We start from the raw sequence: 20,837 nt of genomic DNA, 5'->3' as shown, positions 1-20,837 counted from the left end.
TGGTTACCAGAATCAGGGCAGTCTTAGGAGTGGCGGCATACAGCCAAAATAACGTGAGCGGGTCCATGCCCGACAGAATCGTTACTCTCTCCCATCCGGACTTTAACCGTCGGCCCCGGAATTACACCGGATCTGCTGTCCTTTGAGTTTGCACCCAAAGCGCTCGCGGGCTTTCAACTATGTTGATTTACCGCCGGTGGGGAATTTCGCCCCGCCCTGAGAATAAGCGAGATCACTATAACGCTAATGGCTAGCGGCAGCAACGCTGCAGGTTCACATAATTCTGGTTTATGCCTGTCTCTTATCGCACTACAATGTTACTCAATACCTATCAGTTCAGGGAAACTACAATGATTGACCCGAAAAAAATTGAGCAAATCGCTCGCCAGGTTCACGAATCGATGCCTAAAGGAATCAGGGAGTTCGGGGAAGATGTGGAGAAGAAAATCCGCCAAACCCTACAAGCGCAGTTGACGCGTCTCGATCTGGTAAGCCGTGAAGAATTCGACGTTCAGACGCAGGTCTTGTTACGGACTCGTGAGAAACTGGCATTGCTGGAACAGCGCATCAGTGAACTGGAAACACGCTGCACCCCGACAGCAGAAACTCAATCTCCACCAGCTATCCCACCAGTTGATAAGCCTGAATAAAATAAACAAAAACGGGCCAAATGGCCCGTAATATCAATGTTCTAATTCCAGTTCTCTTGGCTGTGTCATCTGCTGGCAATACCATGCATAGCGGGCGCAAAACCAGGTTCGATGTTCTTCATCCATATTACCGGTGACGGCCAGAATATCGACCGGGCGGCCTTCAGTATGCATTCTGGCAAAACTACGCGCCAGGAAATCGAAATTATTTAAAGAATTAAGACTATGATCCATAAGCACATCCTCCGGTTATCGCATACCTTTTAAGGCTATATGCTTTTTCTGATTTCAGTATTCCTTAATCAGTGTAGTGCCTTTAAACATAACGTGCGTAAATATATTGTTTCGGATCACACTTTTTATCGAAAAATAAAAAATAACATTAATGGACTTCCCCTTTTAAAACATCACTAACACATGTTATTATTAGCAAAGGCAAATGTAAGAAAGGAAACAATACTATTGTAAACAATGCGTCACTGAATGGACGATGGAGTGACAGATGATTTTATTTACCGACTATAACGCACCTTATCTTTTTGCTATTTCCTTTGTACTATTGATCGGTTTGTTGGAAATTATTGCCATTATCTGTGGCCATATGCTCTCCGGCGCTCTTGATGCACATCTTGATCATTACGATTCCATAACCACAGGTAATATTAGCCAGGCACTTCATTATCTCAATATTGGAAAACTGCCAGCCCTCGTCGTCCTCTGTCTGTTGGCAGGCTTTTTTGGCCTCATTGGCATTCTTCTTCAGCATGTCTGTGTCATGCTCTGGCAAACACCACTCCCAAACCTGTTCGTAGTTCCAGTTAGTTTACTGCTCACAATTATCATGGTGCATTATACCGGCAAGGTGATTGCGCCCTAGATCCCTCGCGACCATAGTACTGCCATTACAGAAGAAGAATATATTGGCTGCATGGCATTAATTACTGGTCATCAGGCCTCTTCCGGAAAACCCTGTGAAGGAAAACTCACTGATCAATTTGGTCAAATACACTATTTATTACTGGAACCCGAAAAAGGGATATTCTTCAATAAAGGCGATAAAGTATTAATTATTTGTCGACTTTCTACAACGCGGTATTTGGCTGAAAAAAATCCCTGGCCAAACATATTGTAATTATTTAATTAAAAGGAAATTTAATAATGGATGATATTGTCAACTTAGTTCCGTCATGGATGTTTACCGCGATTGTTGCCGTATGCATTCTATTTATTATCGGTATTATTTTCGCGCGGCTTTATCGTCGGGCATCCGCCGAGCAGGCATTTGTCCGTACCGGATTAGGCGGGCAAAAAGTAGTCATGAGCGGCGGCGCAATTGTTATGCCTATCTTCCATGAAATAATCCCCATCAATATGAATACATTGAAACTGGAAGTCAGTCGCTCGACAATTGATAGTCTGATCACGAAAGACCGTATGCGCGTCGATGTGGTTGTCGCTTTCTTTGTGCGCGTAAAACCTTCAGTTGAAGGAATTGCCACCGCAGCTCAGACGCTGGGGCAACGCACTCTGTCGCCTGAAGATTTACGTATGCTGGTCGAAGATAAATTCGTCGATGCCCTACGTGCGACAGCGGCACAAATGACGATGCATGAGTTGCAAGATACGCGCGAAAACTTCGTTCAGGGAGTGCAAAATACCGTTGCAGAAGACTTATCGAAAAACGGCCTGGAACTGGAAAGCGTGTCACTCACCAACTTTAACCAGACCTCCAAAGAACATTTCAACCCGAATAATGCCTTTGACGCTGAGGGTTTGACCAAGCTGACCCAGGAAACAGAACGTCGCCGCCGCGAACGTAACGAGGTTGAACAAGATGTAGAAGTTGCGGTTCGTGAAAAAAACCGTGATGCGCTGTCGCGGAAGCTGGAAATTGAACAGCAAGAAGCGTTTATGACCCTTGAGCAGGAGCAGCAGGTGAAAACCCGCACTGCCGAGCAGAACGCAAAAATTGCTGCTTTTGAAGCTGAACGTCGGCGTGAAGCAGAGCAAACGCGTATTCTTGCTGAACGTCAGATTCAGGAAACCGAAATCGACCGCGAGCAGGCCGTCCGCTCCAGAAAAGTTGAGGCTGAACGTGAGGTTCGCATTAAAGAAATCGAACAGCAACAAGTCACCGAAATCGCCAACCAAACGAAATCGATCGCCATTGCGGCCAAATCGGAACAACAATCGCAGGCAGAAGCCCGTGCCAACCTGGCTTTAGCAGAAGCAGTAAGCGCCCAGCAAAACGTAGAAACGACACGTCAGACCGCCGAAGCTGACCGTGCCAAGCAGGTAGCGCTGATTGCAGCAGCACAGGATGCGGAAACCAAAGCAGTTGAACTGACCGTGCGGGCGAAAGCAGAGAAAGAAGCTGCAGAAATGCAGGCGGCAGCCATTGTTGAGTTAGCCGAAGCTACGCGTAAAAAAGGCCTGGCAGAAGCAGAAGCGCAACGAGCGTTGAACGACGCCATCAACGTACTTTCTGACGAACAAACCAGCCTTAAATTCAAGCTGGCACTATTGCAGTCTCTGCCTGCTGTAATCGAGAAATCCGTTGAGCCGATGAAGTCTATTGACGGTATCAAGATTATTCAGGTCGATGGCTTGAATCGTGGCGGCGCTGCGGGTGATGCGACATCAGGCAGCGTTGGCGGAGGAAACCTGGCGGAGCAGGCATTATCAGCCGCTCTTTCTTACCGTACACAGGCACCGCTTATTGACTCTCTACTTAATGAAATCGGTGTTTCAGGCGGTTCGCTGGCGGCACTGACTTCACCATTGGCTTCATCGATTCCCGTCGCAGATAAAGTAGAATAAATCTTCTTATATTCACATCCCTGGCTCAAAAAGCCGGGGATTTTTTATATCTACGTTCCAGCAAAAAGTGCAAATGATCAGGCTGTTGCAACGTTTTGCGTGACCGCTCGGGGAAGACCAAACTGCATCAGAGAAAGCATTGTGCGGGGTCTGTCACTCATCAACACTCGGAGAGTCAGTAAGGGGTTGAAACGGAAAAGCCCCTCCCGAGGAAGGGGCCTTATAGAAGGAAAGGGTTATGATGAAGTTCGTCATCATACTGGTTGTGTTGTTACTGTTAAGTTTCCCGACTTACTAACAACTCATCAGAGGGAGAGAAATCCTCCCTTACCCTTGTTCCTTTACCTTAGGTTGAAAAAACAACAGCGCCAATAGCTCTACCTGGCACGAAGCGAGATCTGCGAACCGCTTTCCAGTTAGCCTTTTTTATCCTGTTGGATCTTCTTGATGATGTTGGTTGTCGAGCAACCATCTTCGAAGTTGAGCACCAGCACTTCACCGCCGTTGGCCCAGACTTCTTTACTCCCGGCGATCTCTTCCGGTTTATAGTCGCCACCTTTCACCAGCAGATCCGGCAGGATCCCGGCGATCAGGCGCTGCGGCGTATCTTCTTCAAATGATACCACCCAGTCGACCGCTTCCAGTGCGCCCAGTACAATCATGCGCTGTTCGAGCGGATTAACCGGACGAGAATCCCCTTTCAGCCGTTTAGTGGAGGCATCGCTGTTCACGGCGACAATCAAGCGATCGCCCAGTTTACGGGCATTTGCCAGATAGGAGACGTGCCCGGCATGCAAAATATCGAAGACGCCGTTGGTCATCACCACTTTTTCACCGCGTTTACGCGCCGCGGCTACAGCCAGCTTCAGTTCTTCTTCAGTCATCACGCCAAAGCCGGTGTCCGCACGTCCACGTACTGCGTTTTCCAGCTCGATCGGTGAAACCGTGGACGTCCCCAATTTACCGACAACAACGCCTGCTGCCGCATTCGCAAAGAAGCAAGCTTCTTCCAGTGAATTACCCGCAGCCAGCGTTGCTGCCAGCACGCCAATCACCGTATCGCCTGCGCCAGTTACGTCATAAACTTCCTGCGCCTGAGTTGGCATATGCAGCGGCGCTTTCCCCGGTTGCAGCAGTGTCATCCCTTGTTCGGAACGGGTTACCAGCAGCGCAGAGAGTTCATAATCGGCAATCAGTTTCATGCCGCGTTCAACAATCTCTTCTTCGGTCTTACATTTACCAACAACAGCTTCAAACTCAGAGAGATTCGGCGTCAGCAGCGTAGCGCCACGGTAACGTTCAAAATCAGTACCTTTTGGATCAATCAGCACCGGAACGCCCGCTTTACGCGCTAGTTGGATCATATGCTGTACGCTTGCCAGCGCGCCTTTGGCGTAGTCAGAAAGCACCAGCGCGCCAATCGAACCCAGCGCCTGATTAATCCGCTCATGTAGTGGCTGCGGATCGACGCCTTCGAAACCTTCTTCAAAGTCCAGGCGGATAAGCTGTTGGTTACGGGAAAGCACCCGCAGTTTGGTAATGGTTGGATGCGTCGGCACAGAAACGAAGTCGCATTTTACGTTCACGTCCGCCAGTGATTTACTGAGCGCGCGCGCCGCATCATCAATACCTGTCAGCCCAACCAGACGCGCGTTAGCACCGAGAGAAGCGATGTTCATCGCCACGTTGGCTGCGCCGCCCGGACGTTCTTCAATGGTATTGACCTTAACCACAGGCACCGGCGCTTCCGGCGAAATACGACTGGTGGGGCCGTACCAGTAACGATCCAGCATCACATCACCAACCACCATCACTCCAGCACGTTCAAACTCTGGCAGCGTTACTTTCATTCCTGTCTCCTGAGAGATTCAAAATTTGCGCGCGATAATATCACACTTCATTCCTCCACCAGCCACTTCTGCCAGCTTGCCCGCACCAGTTCACGCTCTGCGGTGAAGCACTCATCCGGCACATGGCCCGGCAACTCCTGTAACGCCAGGTGGTGAAGTTCATCGCGAAGCGTAGTGTAAGCACGGGTTAGCGCCATCGCTTCCCGCTCTTCCATAATGTCGTTTTGCGCCAGCAGTTCCAGAATGCGCACGTTGTCTGACCAGCGCGTTAACTTTGGTTTTTCATGAGCGTAGCGCAACACCAGATATTGGGTAATAAATTCGATATCGGTAATTCCGCCCTCATCGGCTTTGATATCAAAGCGATCGCGATGTTTATTGCCGAGATGAGCGCGCATTTTCTCGCGCATTTCCCGCACTTCCGTTTGTAGGTTTTTACCTTCACGCGGCAGTGTCATAATTTCCCGACGCACCGCGTCGAATTGCGCTGTCAGTTGTGGATCGCCATACACCACACGCGCACGCACCAACGCCTGATGCTCCCACGTCCAGGCCTCATTTTTCTGATAATCGGCAAACGCTTCTGTGGAGGTAACCAGCATTCCCGCCGCTCCGGACGGGCGCAGCCGCGCATCCACTTCATACAAAATGCCGGAAGAAGTACGTGTGCTGAACAGGTGCATAATGCGTTGCGCCAGACGCAGATAAAACTGCCGTCCGTCGATTTCCCGATCGCCGTCGGTCATTACATCCATCGGGCAATCGTGCAGGAAGATCAGATCAAGATCAGAACTGTAGCCTAACTCCCAGCCCCCCAGCTTACCGTAGCCGACCACCGCAAAACCGCGGCCTTCGCGTTCACTCAGGTGATTCGGTTTACCATAGCGGGCAACCATTTGTCCCCATGCTTGCTGTACCACAGCATCGATCATCGCCTCCGCCAGCCAGGTTAAGTGATCGCTCACTTTCATCACTGGCAGCGTTCCGGCAATATCCGCGGCAGCAATACGTAACAACTGTGCCTGTTTAAATTGACGCAACGCCTCAAGCTGTTGTTCTTCATCATCTTCTGGCACGCGCAGCAAATACTGGCGCAGTTCATCACGGTAGGCATCAGTCGCCGTCGGCTGGTAGAGCGTGTTCGGATCGAGCAGTTCATCCAGCAATAATGGATAACGCGCCAGTTGGCTGGCAATCATCGGAGATGCAGCGCACAGCGAAATCAAATGTTTAAGCGCCGCCGGAAATTCACTGAGCAACTCAAGATAAGTGGTACGAGTGACAATCCCCACCAACAAGGCGGTAATACGCGACAGCGTGACGGCGGCATCTTCACGCCCACAAACGTCACTCAGCAGATGCGGCATCAGATGGTCGAGTACCTGACGTCCGCGCGGCCCGATGGTACGTTTGTCTAACTCTTTACGGAAATCGGCAATCAGCGCCAGCACTTGTTTGCGATCATCCTCGCTAAGATGCGCCAGCACCGGCGTGGTGTCATCTTCCTGCAACGCATCCTGCCACAACTCACGCCACTGCTCCGATAGCGACTCTTCCTGAGTTTCGCTTTCGTCATCGCCAATCAGTTCGTTAAATACCCGGCGCACATTGGTCATATGTCCGATCAGCGCTCCGGTCAGTTGCAACCAGTCAGCGAAATCCATCGCCCACGCCAGCCGCGCACGGTTAAGCTCATCGGCTGGGAGCGTCTGGGTTTGTTCATCATTAATGCTTTGCAGCAAGTTTTCCAGACGACGCAGAAACAGATATGCCACTCGCAATTGTTCGGCATCGTTTTCAGAAAGCAGATGCAGCGTGGCAATGGCGCTGAGTGTTGGCAGTAAAGAGCGTGATTGCAGCGACGGTTCGCGCCCACCGCGAATGAGCTGAAACACCTGGACGATAAATTCAATTTCACGAATGCCACCGGCACCAAGTTTGATGTTGTCAGTAAGGCCACGACGGCGGACTTCACGGGCAATCATCCCTTTCATGTTGCGTAGCGACTGGATCACGCTGAAATCGATGTAACGGCGGAAAACAAACGGACGCAGCATCGAACGCAATTCGTTAGCATAAACGCCATCGCTATCGCCCATAATCCGCGCCTTGACCATCGCGTAACGCTCCCAGTCACGCCCCTGTTCCTGGTAATAATCTTCCAGCGCCGCGAAACTCAGCACCAGCGGGCCACTTTCACCAAACGGGCGCAGCCGCATATCCACGCGATAGACAAAGCCATCTTGCGTCGGTTGATCCAGCACTTTAATCAGCCGCTGGCCCATGCGGGTAAAGAACTGAGCATTATCCAGTTCGCGGCGTCCTCCCTGCGTGCAACCATGTTCCGGCCAGGCAAAAATCAGATCGATATCCGAGGAGAAATTCAGTTCTCCACCACCCAGCTTACCCATGCCTAAAATCAGCAGCGGTTGCGCTTCGCCCTGCGCATTACACGGCGTTCCCCATTCGCGGCAGCAGGCGTCATACAGCCAGTCACGCGCCGCGACAATCAGCGTCTCCGCCAAATGGCTGAGTTGCTGCAAAATGTTCTCTTCCGCAACCAGCGCCAGTGTTTGCGCCCAGGCAATACGCACCATAATGCGCCGACGGAACAGCCGCAGTTCGCGCATTAAGCTGGCTTCATCGTTTACATCACTGAGCGCCTTCTGTAACCATGCAGCGTAATGCTGCCATTCGTCGGCCTGCGGTGGTTCGCTTTCCAGTTCCACCAACCACTCTGGATGCGCAATCACACTGTCCTGCACAAAATCACTGAAGGTAAGTACTGACTTCGCCTGTGAGCTAAGTGATTCCTCGGCTAAAGGCGCTGGCAGCCGCTCAACAACGGTCTGCCAGTACTGCTGTAACGGTGAAGAGAGCGGCTTCATACGCGATTTTATCCTTGCCTGATTAACGTTTTCCGCTGTGCAACCAGAACGGTTCCTGATTGTTTGCCTCATTACGGAAATGTTCAATTTCAATGCGTTGCCCGGTCGCAATAGCGTGACGCAGCCCCTGCCAGTTCTCCAGCCAGGCTTGCGCGACGAGAGGATCGTAATAACCTGCCAGCAGCAATACGGAGTCAATATCACGCGTAAGACGTGGCAACTGATCACGATAGCGATCGCCCAACGGCTGGCAAAAAACGCTTTTCAGCTCAGCGGCGTGGCGGGAGAGATGGATATCAGCAAAGCGTTTAAAGGAATCACTCATTTTGCTCTGCGCTTTGCTATCTAAAAACGGCTGCCAGGCTTTGCTTACCAGCCATTCGGTCAACGCCAGTTTCGCCATTGCCGTTTCGGTAGAGTAGACAGCCGTTACGGCAGAAACCGCAGAAACAATTGTCGCTTCACATTGGGTCAGCAGATCACGTAAGTGAGTGCTCGCTTTACGTGGGACAATGCCACCGAACAGCATCAGCGTATGACGAACCAGGCCGATGGCTGCCAACACTTGCTCTTTCGCCGCATCGTTGCCGCGTACCCACAGCTCCTCATGATACTGCCATTGCGCTAATGCCAGCTCCAGCGCCGCTTCCAGCCCCTGCTCGACATCCGCTTTTGCCGCAACATGCAGAATAGAGGTGGGTTTAATTTCACGCGCAGGATTGCCCTGTGCCAGGTGATAACCACGTGCGGCTTTGCTCAGGCTGCCCTGACGCAATCCGGTTTGCGATACCAGTTGGCTCGCCAGTTTCAGCACCGCGCGCGTTTCACCGCTAAGTAATTCCAGCTCCAGTTCGCAGATGGGTTCAGCAAATTCACCGGCTTTCACTTCCCCCAAATCGAGGGCAATCTCAATCTGGCTGCCATCAACATCTACCAACCATTTTTCGCGATAAAAATCAGTGCTGAACAGCGGCTGTACGCGGGAAGCAAGATCGGCAGGTAATTCATTGTTTGGCCAGACTTCTACTGGAAACTGTGCCAGATCGAGGTTCGCCTCACTCAACGCAACGTTATATTCCGGTCGCTGGTGTAACCCGCCCGTTACCCGCCCGGCAACTTTCATGGTCATCTCATAGCGACCATTTTCGCCACGAATACGCAGGCCCATATCGTGCCCACGCAGCCAGTTATCCGGCGTTTCGTAGTAGACGTTGAGCAACTGCACGGGGTCATGATGCTCACCGCCCAGCGTATTGAGATGGTCACGCAACGCCTCAACGGCACTGTGATTAACAATAAACTTTAATTCGATTTCCTGAGCCATGGCCTTTACTTATCGGTTATGTCACATAAGTGACGATGAACGGCGAACTAAATGCGATCTTTTTTGTCAGTAGATAGTATTTTGCGCCAAATTGCCATGCAACGAGCATTTTGACGGGCGTAAAAGTTTGAAACAGTGGCAAGAGCTGACACAGAGGATTCCGATTGATGCCGAATGCTTTGCGTAGCGACACTGATGCCACTACTATCGTTCCACTTTCCATGACAATAACGACAGCCTGATGCCAAAATTACGCCTGATCGCACTAACTTTACTCGCGCTTAGCGCCACTGCCGTCTCTCACGCGGAAGAAAAGCGCTATGTTTCTGACGAACTGAATACCTGGGTCCGCAGTGGCCCGGGAGATAATTATCGCCTCGTGGGCACGGTTAACGCCGGTGAGGAAGTGACATTATTACAAACTGACGCCAACACCAGTTACGCCCAGGTGAAAGACAGCTCTGGTCGTACCGCCTGGATCCCGTTGAAACAACTTAGCACAGAGCCAAGTCTACGCTCCCGTGTGCCAGATCTGGAAAATCAGGTCAAAACCCTGACCAATAAGCTCACCAATATCGATAACACCTGGAATCAGCGCACGGCAGAAATGCAGCAGAAAGTGGCGCAGAGCGACAGCGTGATCAACGGGTTAAAAGAAGAAAATCAGAAGCTGAAAAACGAACTGATTGTCGCCCAGAAAAAAGTTGATGCCGCCAGCGTACAACTGGATGACAAACAGCGCACCATCATCATGCAGTGGTTTATGTATGGTGGCGGCGTGCTGGGGCTTGGCTTGCTGCTCGGTCTGGTATTGCCGCACCTGATCCCAACGCGCAAACGTAAAGATCGCTGGATGAACTAAATCGCCTTCTTCGTCACACTATCTTATTATTAGGAATTGTGTATTTGACGAAGGGAAAATGGCGTGAAGATTTATCTGGTCGGTGGTGCGGTTCGGGATGCGTTATTAGGGCTACCGGTCAAAGACAGAGATTGGGTGGTTGTCGGCAGCACGCCACAACAGATGCTTGACGCGGGCTACCAGCAGGTAGGCCGCGATTTTCCTGTTTTTCTGCATCCGCAAACGCATGAAGAGTATGCGCTGGCGCGTACCGAGCGGAAATCCGGTTCGGGATACACAGGTTTTACCTGTTATGCCGCGCCTGATGTCACGCTGGAAGATGATCTTCAGCGTCGCGATCTGACTATCAATGCGCTGGCCCAGGATGATGACGGCGATATTATCGATCCGTACAACGGTCTGGGCGATCTGCAAAGCCGTCTTCTGCGCCATGTTTCCCCCGCTTTTGGCGAGGATCCGCTACGCGTGCTACGCGTAGCGCGTTTTGCCGCACGTTATGCTCATCTCGGTTTTCGTATTGCCGATGAAACAATGACGTTGATGCGCGAGATGACCCACGCGGGTGAACTGGAACACCTGACGCCCGAACGCGTGTGGAAAGAAACTGAAAGCGCCCTCACAACCCGCAATCCACAGGTGTTCTTTCAGGTACTACGCGATTGCGGCGCATTACGCGTTTTATTCCCGGAGATCGACGCGTTGTTTGGTGTCCCCGCTCCGGCGAAATGGCACCCGGAAATCGATACTGGTATTCACACCTTAATGACACTCTCAATGGCGGCGATGCTAAGTCCGCAGGTCGATGTCCGTTTCGCAACGTTATGCCACGATCTCGGTAAAGGGCTAACGCCGCCGGAGCTGTGGCCACGTCATCATGGTCATGGTCCGGCAGGCGTGAAATTAGTAGAACAATTGTGCCAGCGCCTGCGCGTCCCTAATGAAATCCGCGATTTAGCCAAACTGGTCGCGGAGTTTCACGATCTCATCCACACCTTCCCAATGCTGAATCCGAAAACCATCGTCAAATTGTTTGATTCCATCGATGCCTGGCGTAAACCGCAGCGTGTCGAGCAACTGGCGCTGACCAGCGAGGCAGACGTGCGCGGTCGAACCGGTTTTGAAGCGGCAGATTACCCACAAGGACGCTGGTTACGTGAAGCGTGGGAAGTAGCGCAGTCAGTACCAACAAAGGCGGTTGTTGACGCGGGATTTAAAGGCGTGGAGATCCGCGAGGAGCTGACACGACGCCGAATTGCGGCGGTGGCTACCTGGAAGGAACAACGTTGCCCAAAGCCTGAATAAGTTTTGGGCATTTTGCCGGATGCGGCATAAACGCCTTATCCGGCTACATGTCAACGACGGTTGTAGGCCTGATAAGACGCGCAAGCGTCGCATCAGGCGTTGATTGCCGGATGCGGCGTGAACGACTTATCCGGCCTACGCAATCGTGGACAATTCCAGGCATCCGACACTGTTCTTCACATCAAAAGAACACAACGTACACCGCAGCCGCCACAATAAAGCGATAAATGGCGAACGGGATAAACGAAATCCGCTTAATTAATTGCAGGAAGGTTTTAATCGCAATCAGCGCCACCACAAAGGCGGTGAAAAACCCAACGGCAAACATCGGGATATCACCGGTTGTCAGGAACCCCCAACTTTTGTAGAGATCGAGCGCCGTTGCGCCCATCATCATCGGCACCGCCAGCAGGAACGAGAACTCAGAAGCGGCGTAACGACTCACGCCCATCAGCATCCCACCAGAAATAGTCGCTCCGGAGCGGGAGAAACCCGGCCACAGCGCCAGACACTGGAAACAGCCAATCATAAACGCCTGACGATATGTCATATCATCCAGACCCGGCGCGCGCGGCTCTTTCGGCTTCAGGCATTCCGCGGCAATCAACAATAGACCGCCAACGACCAGCGCGTACATGACATTTATCGGGTTAAACAATGACTTAATCGTATCGTGGAATAACAGCCCCAGGACAACTGCCGGGATCATCCCCAGTAAAATGTGGATCAGCGTTAACCGGCCTTTGCTTTCTCCTTCGCGCTGCAATGGACGGCCAAAATGAATGCCAATCAGGCCAAACAAACGCCGCCAGAACATGACAACCACAGCCAGAATCGATCCTAACTGGATAACGACTTCAAAGGTTTTCGCCGTATCGCCCTCAAATCCCAACAAATGACCGACAATAATCATGTGGCCCGTGCTGGATACCGGCAGAAATTCTGTCAATCCTTCGACCACACCCAATATTGCCGCTATCAGCAGCGAGTGCATATCGCTCATCAATAAACCCCTAAATTATAAAAATATACCGCTTGTCCAAACTACTGCAGTATGACCCGCTTATAACCATTTGGTTTAACAGCTATAAAATTAATTATTCTCTTTCAGATTATTGCCACGCTCAATGATTACGCCAACATTAACAGCGCGCGCCACTGCACCTGGCTTGCTGAGTTTGATGCGCACCCACGGAGAGTTAAAGCGAGTCAGTAGCAATTCCGCCACCTCTTCCGCCACGCGTTCCACTAACGCAAAACGCGCCCCCTCGACGTGGCTAACCACCGTTTCTGCGATGTCAGCGTAGCTGAGGCAGTCCGCCACATCATCGCTTTTCGCCGCTTTACGGTTATCCCACGCCATTTCGATATCGAACACCAGCTTCTGCTCGATGGTCTGTTCCCAGTCGTAAACACCAATAGTGGTGATTACCGAAAGTTGCTCTATAAATACAATATCCATCACGACCTGCTCGCTTTTTGGCTAACCCGGATACCACTTCCGGCGAAATGTGCGTATTATCCACGGATTCATCGTTAAACACGAATTTTCAAAACGGAACAGCTTATGAGTGCAATCGCGCCTGGAATGATCCTCATCGCGTACCTCTGCGGCTCCATTTCCAGTGCCATTCTGGTTTGCCGCTTGTGTGGTCTGCCCGATCCGCGAACCAGCGGCTCCGGTAATCCTGGCGCAACCAATGTATTACGTATCGGTGGCAAGGGAGCAGCCGTAGCAGTACTGATTTTCGACGTTCTGAAAGGAATGTTGCCCGTTTGGGGCGCGTATGTATTAGGTGTCAGCCCCTTCTGGTTAGGCTTAATTGCCATAGCTGCCTGTCTTGGACATATCTGGCCGGTTTTCTTCGGTTTTAAAGGGGGGAAAGGCGTTGCCACCGCTTTTGGTGCAATAGCCCCGATTGGCTGGGATTTAACGGGCGTGATGGCGGGAACCTGGCTGCTTACCGTGCTATTGAGTGGATATTCGTCGCTGGGGGCGATTGTCAGCGCGCTGATTGCTCCGTTTTATGTCTGGTGGTTTAAGCCACAATTCACCTTCCCGGTTTCGATGCTCTCTTGCCTGATCCTGCTGCGTCATCATGACAACATCCAGCGTCTGTGGCGTCACCAGGAGACAAAAATCTGGACGAAATTCAAAAGAAAGCGCGAAAAAGATCCTGAGTGATTTTTCAGCCCGTGCTTATCCTTTTCACAGGCTGAATCATAGCCTTACGCAGCCGGTAACTCTGCCAGTGGCCAGCGCGGACGCACACTCACGCCGAGATCCGCCGTCGCGCCTGCTTTAAACCGCACCATTCCGGCATAGGCGATCATCGCGCCGTTATCGGTACAAAACTCCGGACGCGCGTAGAATACCTCGCCACGACGCTTTTTCATCATTTCCGCCAGTTTCGCCCGCAGCGTGCGGTTAGCACTCACGCCGCCTGCCATGACCAGTCGCTTAAAGCCCGTCTGATCCAGCGCTCGCTTACACTTAATCATCAACGTATCGACCACCGCATCTTCAAAGGCGCGAGCGATATCAGCACGCGTCTGGTCGTCGGTGCCGTTGTCACGAATGGTATTTGCCGCGAAGGTTTTCAGGCCAGAGAAGCTGAAATCCAGCCCCGGACGGTCGGTCATCGGACGCGGGAAGACAAAGCGCCCGGCAGTACCCTGGGCGGCCATTTTCGACAGTAACGGCCCGCCTGGATAATCCAGCCCCAGCAGCTTCGCGGTCTTATCAAACGCTTCCCCGGCAGCGTCATCAATGGACTCACCGAGCAACTCGTACTGACCAATACCAGTGACGCTGATTAACTGCGTATGACCGCCGGAAACCAGCAGCGCGACAAACGGAAATTCCGGTGGGTTATCTTCCAGCATCGGCGCTAACAGATGCCCTTCCATATGGTGTACCGGGATCGCCGGAACGCCCCAGGCAAACGCCAGCGAACGCCCGACCGTTGCGCCAACCAACAGCGCGCCGACTAATCCAGGGCCTGCGGTATAGGCCACTGCATCAATATCTTTTGCTGTCAGCCCGGACTCTTTCAGCGCCGCCTGGATCAACGGTACGGTTTTACGCACGTGATCGCGGGAGGCCAGTTCAGGCACTACGCCGCCGTAGTCAGCGTGTAATTTCACCTGACTATACAATTGGTTGGCTAACAAACCTTTTTCATCGTCGTAAATGGCGATGCCGGTTTCATCGCAAGAAGTTTCAATACCCAGTACACGCATGACTTGTTTTACCTCGCTTTATTACCGCGCAGTGTAGGACCAATGCGGGTTGATGTAAAACTTTGTTCGCCCCTGGAGAAAGCCTCGTGTATACTCCTCACCCTTATAAAAGTCCCTTTCAAAAAAGGCCGCGGTGCTTTACAAAGCAGCAGCAATTGCAGTAAAATTCCGCACCATTTTGAAATAAGCTGGCGTTGATGCCAGCGGCAAACCGAATTAATCAAAGGTGAGAGGCACATGCCGGTAATTAAAGTACGTGAAAACGAGCCGTTCGACGTAGCTCTGCGTCGCTTCAAGCGTTCCTGCGAAAAAGCAGGTGTTCTGGCGGAAGTTCGTCGTCGTGAATTCTATGAAAAACCGACTACCGAACGTAAGCGCGCTAAAGCTTCTGCAGTGAAACGTCACGCGAAGAAACTGGCTCGCGAAAACGCACGCCGTACTCGTCTGTACTAATTCCCCGAGAGCGTTGCTCTCCGATCAGACCGAGTTGTAGTTGTAAGGCCGTGCTTCCGAAAGGAATGCGCGGCTTATTTTCGTTTATGAATTGCTAAAAATCGGGGCCTATGGCTGGACGAATCCCACGCGTATTCATTAATGATCTGCTGGCGCGCACTGACATCGTCGATCTGATCGATGCTCGTGTGAAGCTAAAAAAGCAGGGCAAGAATTTTCACGCGTGTTGTCCATTCCACAACGAAAAAACCCCGTCCTTCACCGTCAACGGTGAGAAACAATTTTACCACTGCTTTGGATGTGGCGCGCACGGCAACGCGATCGACTTTCTGATGAACTACGACAAACTCGAGTTCGTCGAAACGGTCGAAGAGTTGGCGGCAATGCACAATCTTGAAGTGCCATTTGAAGCAGGCAGCGGCCCCAGCCAGATAGAGCGCCATCAACGGCAAACTCTTTATCAGTTGATGGACGGTCTGAATACGTTTTACCAACAATCTTTACAGCAACCTGTTGCTACATCTGCGCGCCAGTATCTGGAAAAACGCGGATTAAGCCATGAGGTAATCGCCCGTTTTGCGATTGGTTTTGCGCCCCCCGGCTGGGACAACGTCCTGAAACGGTTTGGCGACAATCCAGAAAATCGCCAGTCATTGATTGATGCAGGCATGTTGGTAACCAACGATCAGGGTCGCAGTTACGATCGTTTCCGCGAGCGGGTGATGTTCCCCATTCGCGATAAACGCGGTCGGGTGATTGGTTTTGGTGGGCGCGTGCTGGGCAACGATACCCCAAAATACCTGAACTCGCCGGAAACTGATATTTTCCATAAAGGCCGCCAGCTTTACGGTCTTTATGAAGCGCAGCAGGATAACGCTGAACCCCAGCGTCTGTTGGTGGTCGAAGGCTATATGGACGTGGTTGCTCTGGCGCAATACGGTATTAATTACGCCGTTGCATCGTTGGGTACATCGACCACTGCCGATCACATTCAGTTGTTGTTCCGCGCGACCAACAATGTCATTTGCTGTTATGACGGCGACCGCGCAGGTCGTGATGCCGCGTGGCGAGCGTTAGAAACGGCGCTGCCCTATATGACAGATGGTCGTCAGCTACGCTTTATGTTTTTACCGGATGGCGAAGACCCTGACACGCTGGTACGCAAAGAAGGTAAAGAGGCGTTTGAAGCGCGTATGGAGCAGGCCATGCCGCTCTCTGCGTTTCTGTTTAACAGCCTGATGCCGCAAGTTGATCTGAGCACACCTGACGGGCGTGCGCGTTTAAGTACGTTGGCGCTGCCGCTGATTTCTCAGGTGCCCGGAGAAACATTGCGCATCTATCTTCGTCAGGAATTAGGCAACAAGTTAGGCATACTTGATGACAGCCAGCTTGAACGATTAATGTCGAAAGCAGCGGAGAACGGTGTTTCTCGTCCTGTTCCGCAGCTAAAACGCACGACCATGCGTATACTTATAGGGTTGCTGGTGCAAAATCCAGAATTAGCGACGTTAGTCCCGCCGCTGGAAAATCTGGATCAAAATAAGCTCCCCGGACTTGGCTTATTCAGAGAACTGGTCAACACTTGTCTCTCTCAGCCAGGTCTGACCACCGGGCAACTTTTAGAGCACTATCGTGGCACAAATAATGCTGCCACCCTTGAAAAACTGTCGATGTGGGACGATATAGCAGATAAGAATATTGCTGAGCAAACCTTCACCGACTCACTCAACCATATGTTTGATTCGTTGCTTGAACTGCGCCAGGAAGAGTTAATCGCTCGTGAGCGCACGCATGGTTTAAGTAATGAAGAACGCCTGGAACTCTGGACATTAAACCAGGAGCTGGCGAAAAAGTGATTTAACGGCTTAAGTGCCGAATAGCGATCGGGAAGCCCCCGACAGCCGCACTGAGAGGCAGCGGCAATGATATAAGTACGCCCTCGTAATTATCGTTGGCGGTAAACAACCGTTGGATTTCAGCATTAATATCTGAATGATATCCGGTCAATCGCCCAACACCAACCTCATGAAATAAGTGTGGATACCGTCTTATGGAGCAAAACCCGCAGTCACAGCTAAAACTTCTTGTCACCCGTGGTAAGGAGCAAGGCTATCTGACCTATGCCGAGGTCAATGACCATCTGCCGGAAGATATCGTCGATTCCGATCAGATCGAAGACATCATCCAAATGATCAATGACATGGGCATTCAGGTGATGGAAGAAGCGCCGGATGCCGATGATCTGATGCTGGCTGAAAACACAGCAGACGAAGATGCTGCCGAAGCCGCCGCACAGGTGCTTTCCAGCGTGGAATCTGAAATCGGGCGCACGACTGACCCGGTACGCATGTACATGCGTGAAATGGGCACCGTTGAACTGTTGACCCGCGAAGGCGAAATTGACATCGCTAAACGCATCGAAGACGGGATCAACCAGGTTCAATGCTCCGTTGCTGAATATCCAGAAGCGATTACCTATCTGCTGGAACAGTACGATCGCGTTGAAGCGGAAGAAGCACGTCTGTCCGATCTGATCACCGGCTTTGTCGATCCGAACGCAGAAGAAGAACTGGCACCAACCGCCACTCACGTCGGTTCAGAGCTTTCTCAGGAAGATCTGGACGATGACGAAGATGAAGACGAAGAAGATGCCGACGACGACAGCGCCGACGATGACAACAGCATCGACCCGGAACTGGCTCGCGAAAAATTTGCTGAACTGCGTGCCCAGTATGTTGTAACGCGCGACACCATCAAAGCGAAAGGCCGCAGTCACGCAGCCGCTCAGGAAGAGATCCTGAAACTGTCTGAAGTGTTCAAACAGTTCCGCCTGGTGCCGAAGCAGTTTGACTACCTGGTCAACAGCATGCGCGTCATGATGGATCGCGTTCGTACACAAGAACGTCTGATCATGAAGCTCTGCGTTGAGCAGTGCAAAATGCCGAAGAAAAACTTCATCACCCTGTTTACCGGCAACGAAACCAGCGATACCTGGTTCAATGCAGCGATTGCGATGAACAAACCGTGGTCGGAAAAACTGCACGATGTCTCTGAAGAAGTGCATCGCGCCCTGCAGAAACTGCAGCAAATTGAAGAAGAAACCGGCCTGACCATTGAGCAGGTTAAAGACATCAACCGCCGTATGTCCATCGGTGAAGCGAAAGCCCGCCGTGCGAAGAAAGAGATGGTTGAAGCGAACTTACGTCTGGTTATTTCTATCGCCAAGAAATATACCAACCGTGGCTTGCAGTTCCTCGATCTGATTCAGGAAGGCAACATCGGTCTGATGAAAGCGGTTGATAAGTTCGAATACCGTCGTGGTTATAAGTTCTCCACCTACGCAACCTGGTGGATCCGTCAGGCGATCACCCGCTCTATCGCGGATCAGGCGCGCACCATTCGTATTCCGGTGCATATGATTGAGACTATCAACAAGCTCAACCGTATTTCTCGCCAGATGCTGCAAGAGATGGGCCGCGAGCCGACGCCGGAAGAACTGGCTGAACGTATGTTGATGCCGGAAGATAAGATCCGTAAAGTGCTGAAGATCGCCAAAGAGCCAATCTCCATGGAAACGCCGATCGGTGATGATGAAGATTCGCATCTGGGGGATTTCATCGAGGATACCACCCTCGAACTACCGCTGGATTCTGCGACCACCGAAAGCCTGCGTGCGGCAACGCACGACGTGCTGGCTGGCCTGACCGCGCGTGAAGCGAAAGTTCTGCGTATGCGTTTCGGTATCGACATGAACACCGACCACACGCTGGAAGAAGTGGGTAAACAGTTCGACGTTACCCGTGAACGTATCCGTCAGATCGAAGCGAAGGCGCTGCGCAAACTGCGTCACCCGAGCCGTTCTGAAGTGCTGCGTAGCTTCCTGGACGATTAATCTGTAGGCCGGATAACACGTTCACGTCATATCCGGCACTCGTCTTGCTACTCTAACGCCACCTTTCTGGTGTAATGCCGATCAGTTAAGGATCAGTTGACCGATCCAGTGGCTGTGTAAGAATCCGGAAACGCTCACTCGTTTCCGGATTTTTTTATGCACATTGGACAGGCCCTTGATCTGGTATCCCGTTACGATTCTCTGCGTAACCCACTGACTTCTCTGGGGGATTACCTCGACCCCGAACTCATCTCTCGTTGCCTTGCCGAATCAGGTACTGTAACGCCACGCAAGCGCCGTCTTCCCCTCGAAATGATGGTCTGGTGTATTGTTGGCATGGCGCTTGAGCGTAAAGAACCTCTTCACCAGATTGTGAATCGCCTGGACATCATACTACCGGGCAATCGCCCCTTCGTTGCCCCCAGTGCCGTTATTCAGGCCCGCCAGCGCCTGGGAAGTGAGGCTGTCCGCCGCGTGTTCACGAAAACAGCGCAGCTCTGGCATAACGCCACGCCGCATCCGCACTGGTGCGGCCTGACCCTGCTGGCCATCGATGGTGTGTTCTGGCGCACACCGGATACACCAGAGAACGATGCAGCCTTCCCCCGCCAGACACATGCCGGGAACCCGGCGCTCTACCCGCAGGTCAAAATGGTCTGCCAGATGGAACTGACCAGCCATCTGCTGACGGCTGCAGCCTTCGGCACGATGAAGAACAGCGAAAATGAGCTTGCTGAGCAACTTATAGAACAAACCGGCGATAACACCCTGACGTTAATGGATAAAGGTTATTACTCACTGGGACTGTTAAATGCCTGGAGCCAGGCGGGAGAACACCGCCACTGGATGATCCCTCTCAGAAAGGGAGCGCAATATGAAGAGATCAGAAAACTGGGTAAAGGCGATCATCTGGTGAAGCTGAAAACCAGCCCGCAGGCACGAAAAAAGTGGCCGGGGCTGGGAAATGAGGTGACAGCCCGCCTGCTGACCGTGACGCGCAAAGGAAAAGTCTGCCATCTGCTGACGTCGATGACGGACGCCATGCGCTTCCCCGGAGGAGAAATGGCGGATCTGTACAGTCATCGCTGGGAAATCGAACTGGGATACAGGGAGATAAAACAGACGATGCAACTGAGCAGGCTGACGCTGAGAAGTAAAAAGCCGGAGCTTGTGGAGCAAGAGCTGTGGGGTGTCTTACTGGCTTATAATCTGGTGAGATATCAGATGATTAAAATGGCAGAACATCTGAAAGGTTACTGGCCGAATCAACTGAGTTTCTCAGAATCATGCGGAATGGTGATGAGAATGCTGATGACATTGCAGGGCGCTTCACCGGGACGTATACCGGAGCTGATGCGCGATCTTGCAAGTATGGGACAACTTGTGAAATTACCGACAAGAAGGGAAAGAGCCTTCCCGAGAGTGGTAAAGGAGAGGCCCTGGAAATACCCCACAGCCCCGAAAAAGAGCCAGTCAGTTGCTTAACTGACTGGCATTACACCTTTCTGGGAGCCTGTACATAGATTTGTGTAATTGCCTGATTTTGATATGTT

General features: G+C 51.8%; 17 protein-coding genes, 1 pseudogene and 1 riboswitch. Of the genes and pseudogenes, 11 read left to right on the top strand and 7 right to left on the bottom strand.

Annotated features, from left to right (window positions below; all coding sequences use genetic code 11):
• Positions 1–79: 79 nt before the first annotated feature.
• Positions 80–228, bottom strand: a riboswitch (FMN riboswitch).
• A gap of 122 nt (positions 229–350) precedes the next feature.
• A complete protein-coding gene (gene ubiK, locus C1192_RS20270) occupies positions 351–650 on the top strand; it encodes a ubiquinone biosynthesis accessory factor UbiK (RefSeq protein ID WP_001517114.1) in 300 nt (99 codons plus the stop codon).
• Positions 651–683: 33 nt separating this feature from the next.
• Here ubiK and glgS read toward each other — a convergent pair whose 3' ends face one another.
• Positions 684–884: a cell surface composition regulator GlgS gene (glgS, locus tag C1192_RS20265; protein ID WP_001517115.1), complete on the bottom strand. Its 201-nt coding sequence runs from the start codon at positions 882–884 to the stop codon at positions 684–686.
• A gap of 268 nt (positions 885–1,152) precedes the next feature.
• On the opposite strand from glgS, the pseudogene C1192_RS20260 reads away from it, so the two are divergent.
• The 3 genes and pseudogenes from C1192_RS20260 to ibsE all read left to right on the top strand — a co-directional run bounded on the left by C1192_RS20260 (position 1,153) and on the right by ibsE (position 3,768).
• A pseudogene (locus C1192_RS20260) lies at positions 1,153–1,782 on the top strand (OB-fold-containig protein).
• Between the two features lie 26 nt (positions 1,783–1,808).
• Complete coding sequence (locus tag C1192_RS20255; protein ID WP_000341014.1) at positions 1,809–3,470, top strand: flotillin family protein; 1,662 nt, start codon at positions 1,809–1,811, stop codon at positions 3,468–3,470.
• Between the two features lie 238 nt (positions 3,471–3,708).
• A complete protein-coding gene (gene ibsE, locus C1192_RS20250) occupies positions 3,709–3,768 on the top strand; it encodes a type I toxin-antitoxin system Ibs family toxin (RefSeq protein WP_001387082.1) in 60 nt (19 codons plus the stop codon).
• Between the two features lie 118 nt (positions 3,769–3,886).
• Here the strand turns inward: ibsE and hldE are convergent, their stop codons facing one another.
• The 3 genes from hldE to ygiF are packed head-to-tail and all read right to left on the bottom strand — an operon-like array spanning position 3,887 to position 9,532.
• Positions 3,887–5,320: a bifunctional D-glycero-beta-D-manno-heptose-7-phosphate kinase/D-glycero-beta-D-manno-heptose 1-phosphate adenylyltransferase HldE gene (gene hldE, locus C1192_RS20245; protein ID WP_001517119.1), complete on the bottom strand. Its 1,434-nt coding sequence runs from the start codon at positions 5,318–5,320 to the stop codon at positions 3,887–3,889.
• A gap of 47 nt (positions 5,321–5,367) precedes the next feature.
• Positions 5,368–8,208 carry a bifunctional [glutamate--ammonia ligase]-adenylyl-L-tyrosine phosphorylase/[glutamate--ammonia-ligase] adenylyltransferase gene (gene glnE / locus C1192_RS20240; RefSeq protein ID WP_038354401.1) on the bottom strand — a complete coding sequence of 947 codons (2,841 nt, stop codon included), beginning with the start codon at positions 8,206–8,208 and terminating at the stop codon, positions 5,368–5,370.
• A 22-nt stretch (positions 8,209–8,230) separates the two neighbouring features.
• Positions 8,231–9,532, bottom strand: coding sequence for an inorganic triphosphatase (gene ygiF, locus C1192_RS20235; protein ID WP_000046322.1), 1,302 nt, complete (start codon positions 9,530–9,532; stop codon positions 8,231–8,233).
• Between the two features lie 241 nt (positions 9,533–9,773).
• Between ygiF and C1192_RS20225 the strand changes: the two genes are divergently transcribed.
• Complete coding sequence (locus tag C1192_RS20225; protein WP_001125318.1) at positions 9,774–10,394, top strand: TIGR04211 family SH3 domain-containing protein; 621 nt, start codon at positions 9,774–9,776, stop codon at positions 10,392–10,394.
• A 63-nt stretch (positions 10,395–10,457) separates the two neighbouring features.
• Complete coding sequence (gene cca / locus C1192_RS20220) at positions 10,458–11,696, top strand: fused tRNA nucleotidyltransferase/2',3'-cyclic phosphodiesterase/2' nucleotidase/phosphatase Cca (RefSeq protein WP_001517122.1); 1,239 nt, start codon at positions 10,458–10,460, stop codon at positions 11,694–11,696.
• Between the two features lie 181 nt (positions 11,697–11,877).
• On the opposite strand, the gene bacA is transcribed toward cca, so the two are convergent.
• Together bacA and folB are read right to left on the bottom strand one after the other, a co-directional pair.
• The gene (gene bacA / locus C1192_RS20215) at positions 11,878–12,699 is read right to left on the bottom strand and encodes an undecaprenyl-diphosphate phosphatase (RefSeq protein WP_016249227.1); all 822 of its coding nucleotides are present in this window, start codon (positions 12,697–12,699) and stop codon (positions 11,878–11,880) included.
• A gap of 90 nt (positions 12,700–12,789) precedes the next feature.
• On the bottom strand, positions 12,790–13,158 hold the full coding sequence (gene folB / locus C1192_RS20210) for a bifunctional dihydroneopterin aldolase/7,8-dihydroneopterin epimerase (protein ID WP_010378860.1): 369 nt from the start codon (positions 13,156–13,158) through the stop codon (positions 12,790–12,792).
• Between the two features lie 105 nt (positions 13,159–13,263).
• Between folB and plsY the strand changes: the two genes are divergently transcribed.
• Positions 13,264–13,881 carry a glycerol-3-phosphate 1-O-acyltransferase PlsY gene (gene plsY, locus C1192_RS20205; RefSeq protein ID WP_001272800.1) on the top strand — a complete coding sequence of 206 codons (618 nt, stop codon included), beginning with the start codon at positions 13,264–13,266 and terminating at the stop codon, positions 13,879–13,881.
• Positions 13,882–13,925: 44 nt separating this feature from the next.
• Here the strand turns inward: plsY and tsaD are convergent, their stop codons facing one another.
• Positions 13,926–14,939, bottom strand: a complete 1,014-nt coding sequence (gene tsaD, locus C1192_RS20200) for a tRNA (adenosine(37)-N6)-threonylcarbamoyltransferase complex transferase subunit TsaD (RefSeq protein WP_001264356.1) — start codon at positions 14,937–14,939, stop codon at positions 13,926–13,928.
• 237 nt (positions 14,940–15,176) lie between these two features.
• On the opposite strand from tsaD, the gene rpsU reads away from it, so the two are divergent.
• The 4 genes from rpsU to C1192_RS20170 all read left to right on the top strand — a co-directional run bounded on the left by rpsU (position 15,177) and on the right by C1192_RS20170 (position 20,769).
• Entirely contained in the window at positions 15,177–15,392 is a 216-nt protein-coding gene (gene rpsU / locus C1192_RS20190) for a 30S ribosomal protein S21 (protein ID WP_001144069.1), read from the top strand.
• 110 nt (positions 15,393–15,502) lie between these two features.
• Positions 15,503–17,248, top strand: a complete 1,746-nt coding sequence (dnaG, locus tag C1192_RS20185) for a DNA primase (protein WP_038354400.1) — start codon at positions 15,503–15,505, stop codon at positions 17,246–17,248.
• A 194-nt stretch (positions 17,249–17,442) separates the two neighbouring features.
• Complete coding sequence (rpoD, locus tag C1192_RS20175; protein ID WP_000437384.1) at positions 17,443–19,284, top strand: RNA polymerase sigma factor RpoD; 1,842 nt, start codon at positions 17,443–17,445, stop codon at positions 19,282–19,284.
• A 156-nt stretch (positions 19,285–19,440) separates the two neighbouring features.
• Positions 19,441–20,769: an IS4-like element IS4 family transposase gene (locus C1192_RS20170; RefSeq protein WP_103194816.1), complete on the top strand. Its 1,329-nt coding sequence runs from the start codon at positions 19,441–19,443 to the stop codon at positions 20,767–20,769.
• The last annotated feature ends 68 nt before the right edge of the window (positions 20,770–20,837 follow it).

The sequence above is a fragment of the Escherichia marmotae genome, from assembly GCF_002900365.1.
In the GTDB taxonomy this organism is placed as follows: domain Bacteria; phylum Pseudomonadota; class Gammaproteobacteria; order Enterobacterales; family Enterobacteriaceae; genus Escherichia; species Escherichia marmotae.
Note: the sequence above shows the minus strand (reverse complement) of the source record. Positions and strands in the feature narration are given on the sequence as shown.

Coding starts and splice junctions, on each gene's coding strand:
- ubiK (WP_001517114.1), top strand. CDS start 351: ATGATTGACCCGAAAAAAATTGAGCAAATCGCTCGCCAGGTTCACGAA.
- glgS (WP_001517115.1), bottom strand. CDS start 884: ATGGATCATAGTCTTAATTCTTTAAATAATTTCGATTTCCTGGCGCGT.
- C1192_RS20255 (WP_000341014.1), top strand. CDS start 1,809: ATGGATGATATTGTCAACTTAGTTCCGTCATGGATGTTTACCGCGATT.
- hldE (WP_001517119.1), bottom strand. CDS start 5,320: ATGAAAGTAACGCTGCCAGAGTTTGAACGTGCTGGAGTGATGGTGGTT.
- glnE (WP_038354401.1), bottom strand. CDS start 8,208: ATGAAGCCGCTCTCTTCACCGTTACAGCAGTACTGGCAGACCGTTGTT.
- ygiF (WP_000046322.1), bottom strand. CDS start 9,532: ATGGCTCAGGAAATCGAATTAAAGTTTATTGTTAATCACAGTGCCGTT.
- C1192_RS20225 (WP_001125318.1), top strand. CDS start 9,774: ATGCCAAAATTACGCCTGATCGCACTAACTTTACTCGCGCTTAGCGCC.
- bacA (WP_016249227.1), bottom strand. CDS start 12,699: ATGAGCGATATGCACTCGCTGCTGATAGCGGCAATATTGGGTGTGGTC.
- folB (WP_010378860.1), bottom strand. CDS start 13,158: ATGGATATTGTATTTATAGAGCAACTTTCGGTAATCACCACTATTGGT.
- plsY (WP_001272800.1), top strand. CDS start 13,264: ATGAGTGCAATCGCGCCTGGAATGATCCTCATCGCGTACCTCTGCGGC.
- tsaD (WP_001264356.1), bottom strand. CDS start 14,939: ATGCGTGTACTGGGTATTGAAACTTCTTGCGATGAAACCGGCATCGCC.
- rpsU (WP_001144069.1), top strand. CDS start 15,177: ATGCCGGTAATTAAAGTACGTGAAAACGAGCCGTTCGACGTAGCTCTG.
- dnaG (WP_038354400.1), top strand. CDS start 15,503: ATGGCTGGACGAATCCCACGCGTATTCATTAATGATCTGCTGGCGCGC.
- rpoD (WP_000437384.1), top strand. CDS start 17,443: ATGGAGCAAAACCCGCAGTCACAGCTAAAACTTCTTGTCACCCGTGGT.
- C1192_RS20170 (WP_103194816.1), top strand. CDS start 19,441: ATGCACATTGGACAGGCCCTTGATCTGGTATCCCGTTACGATTCTCTG.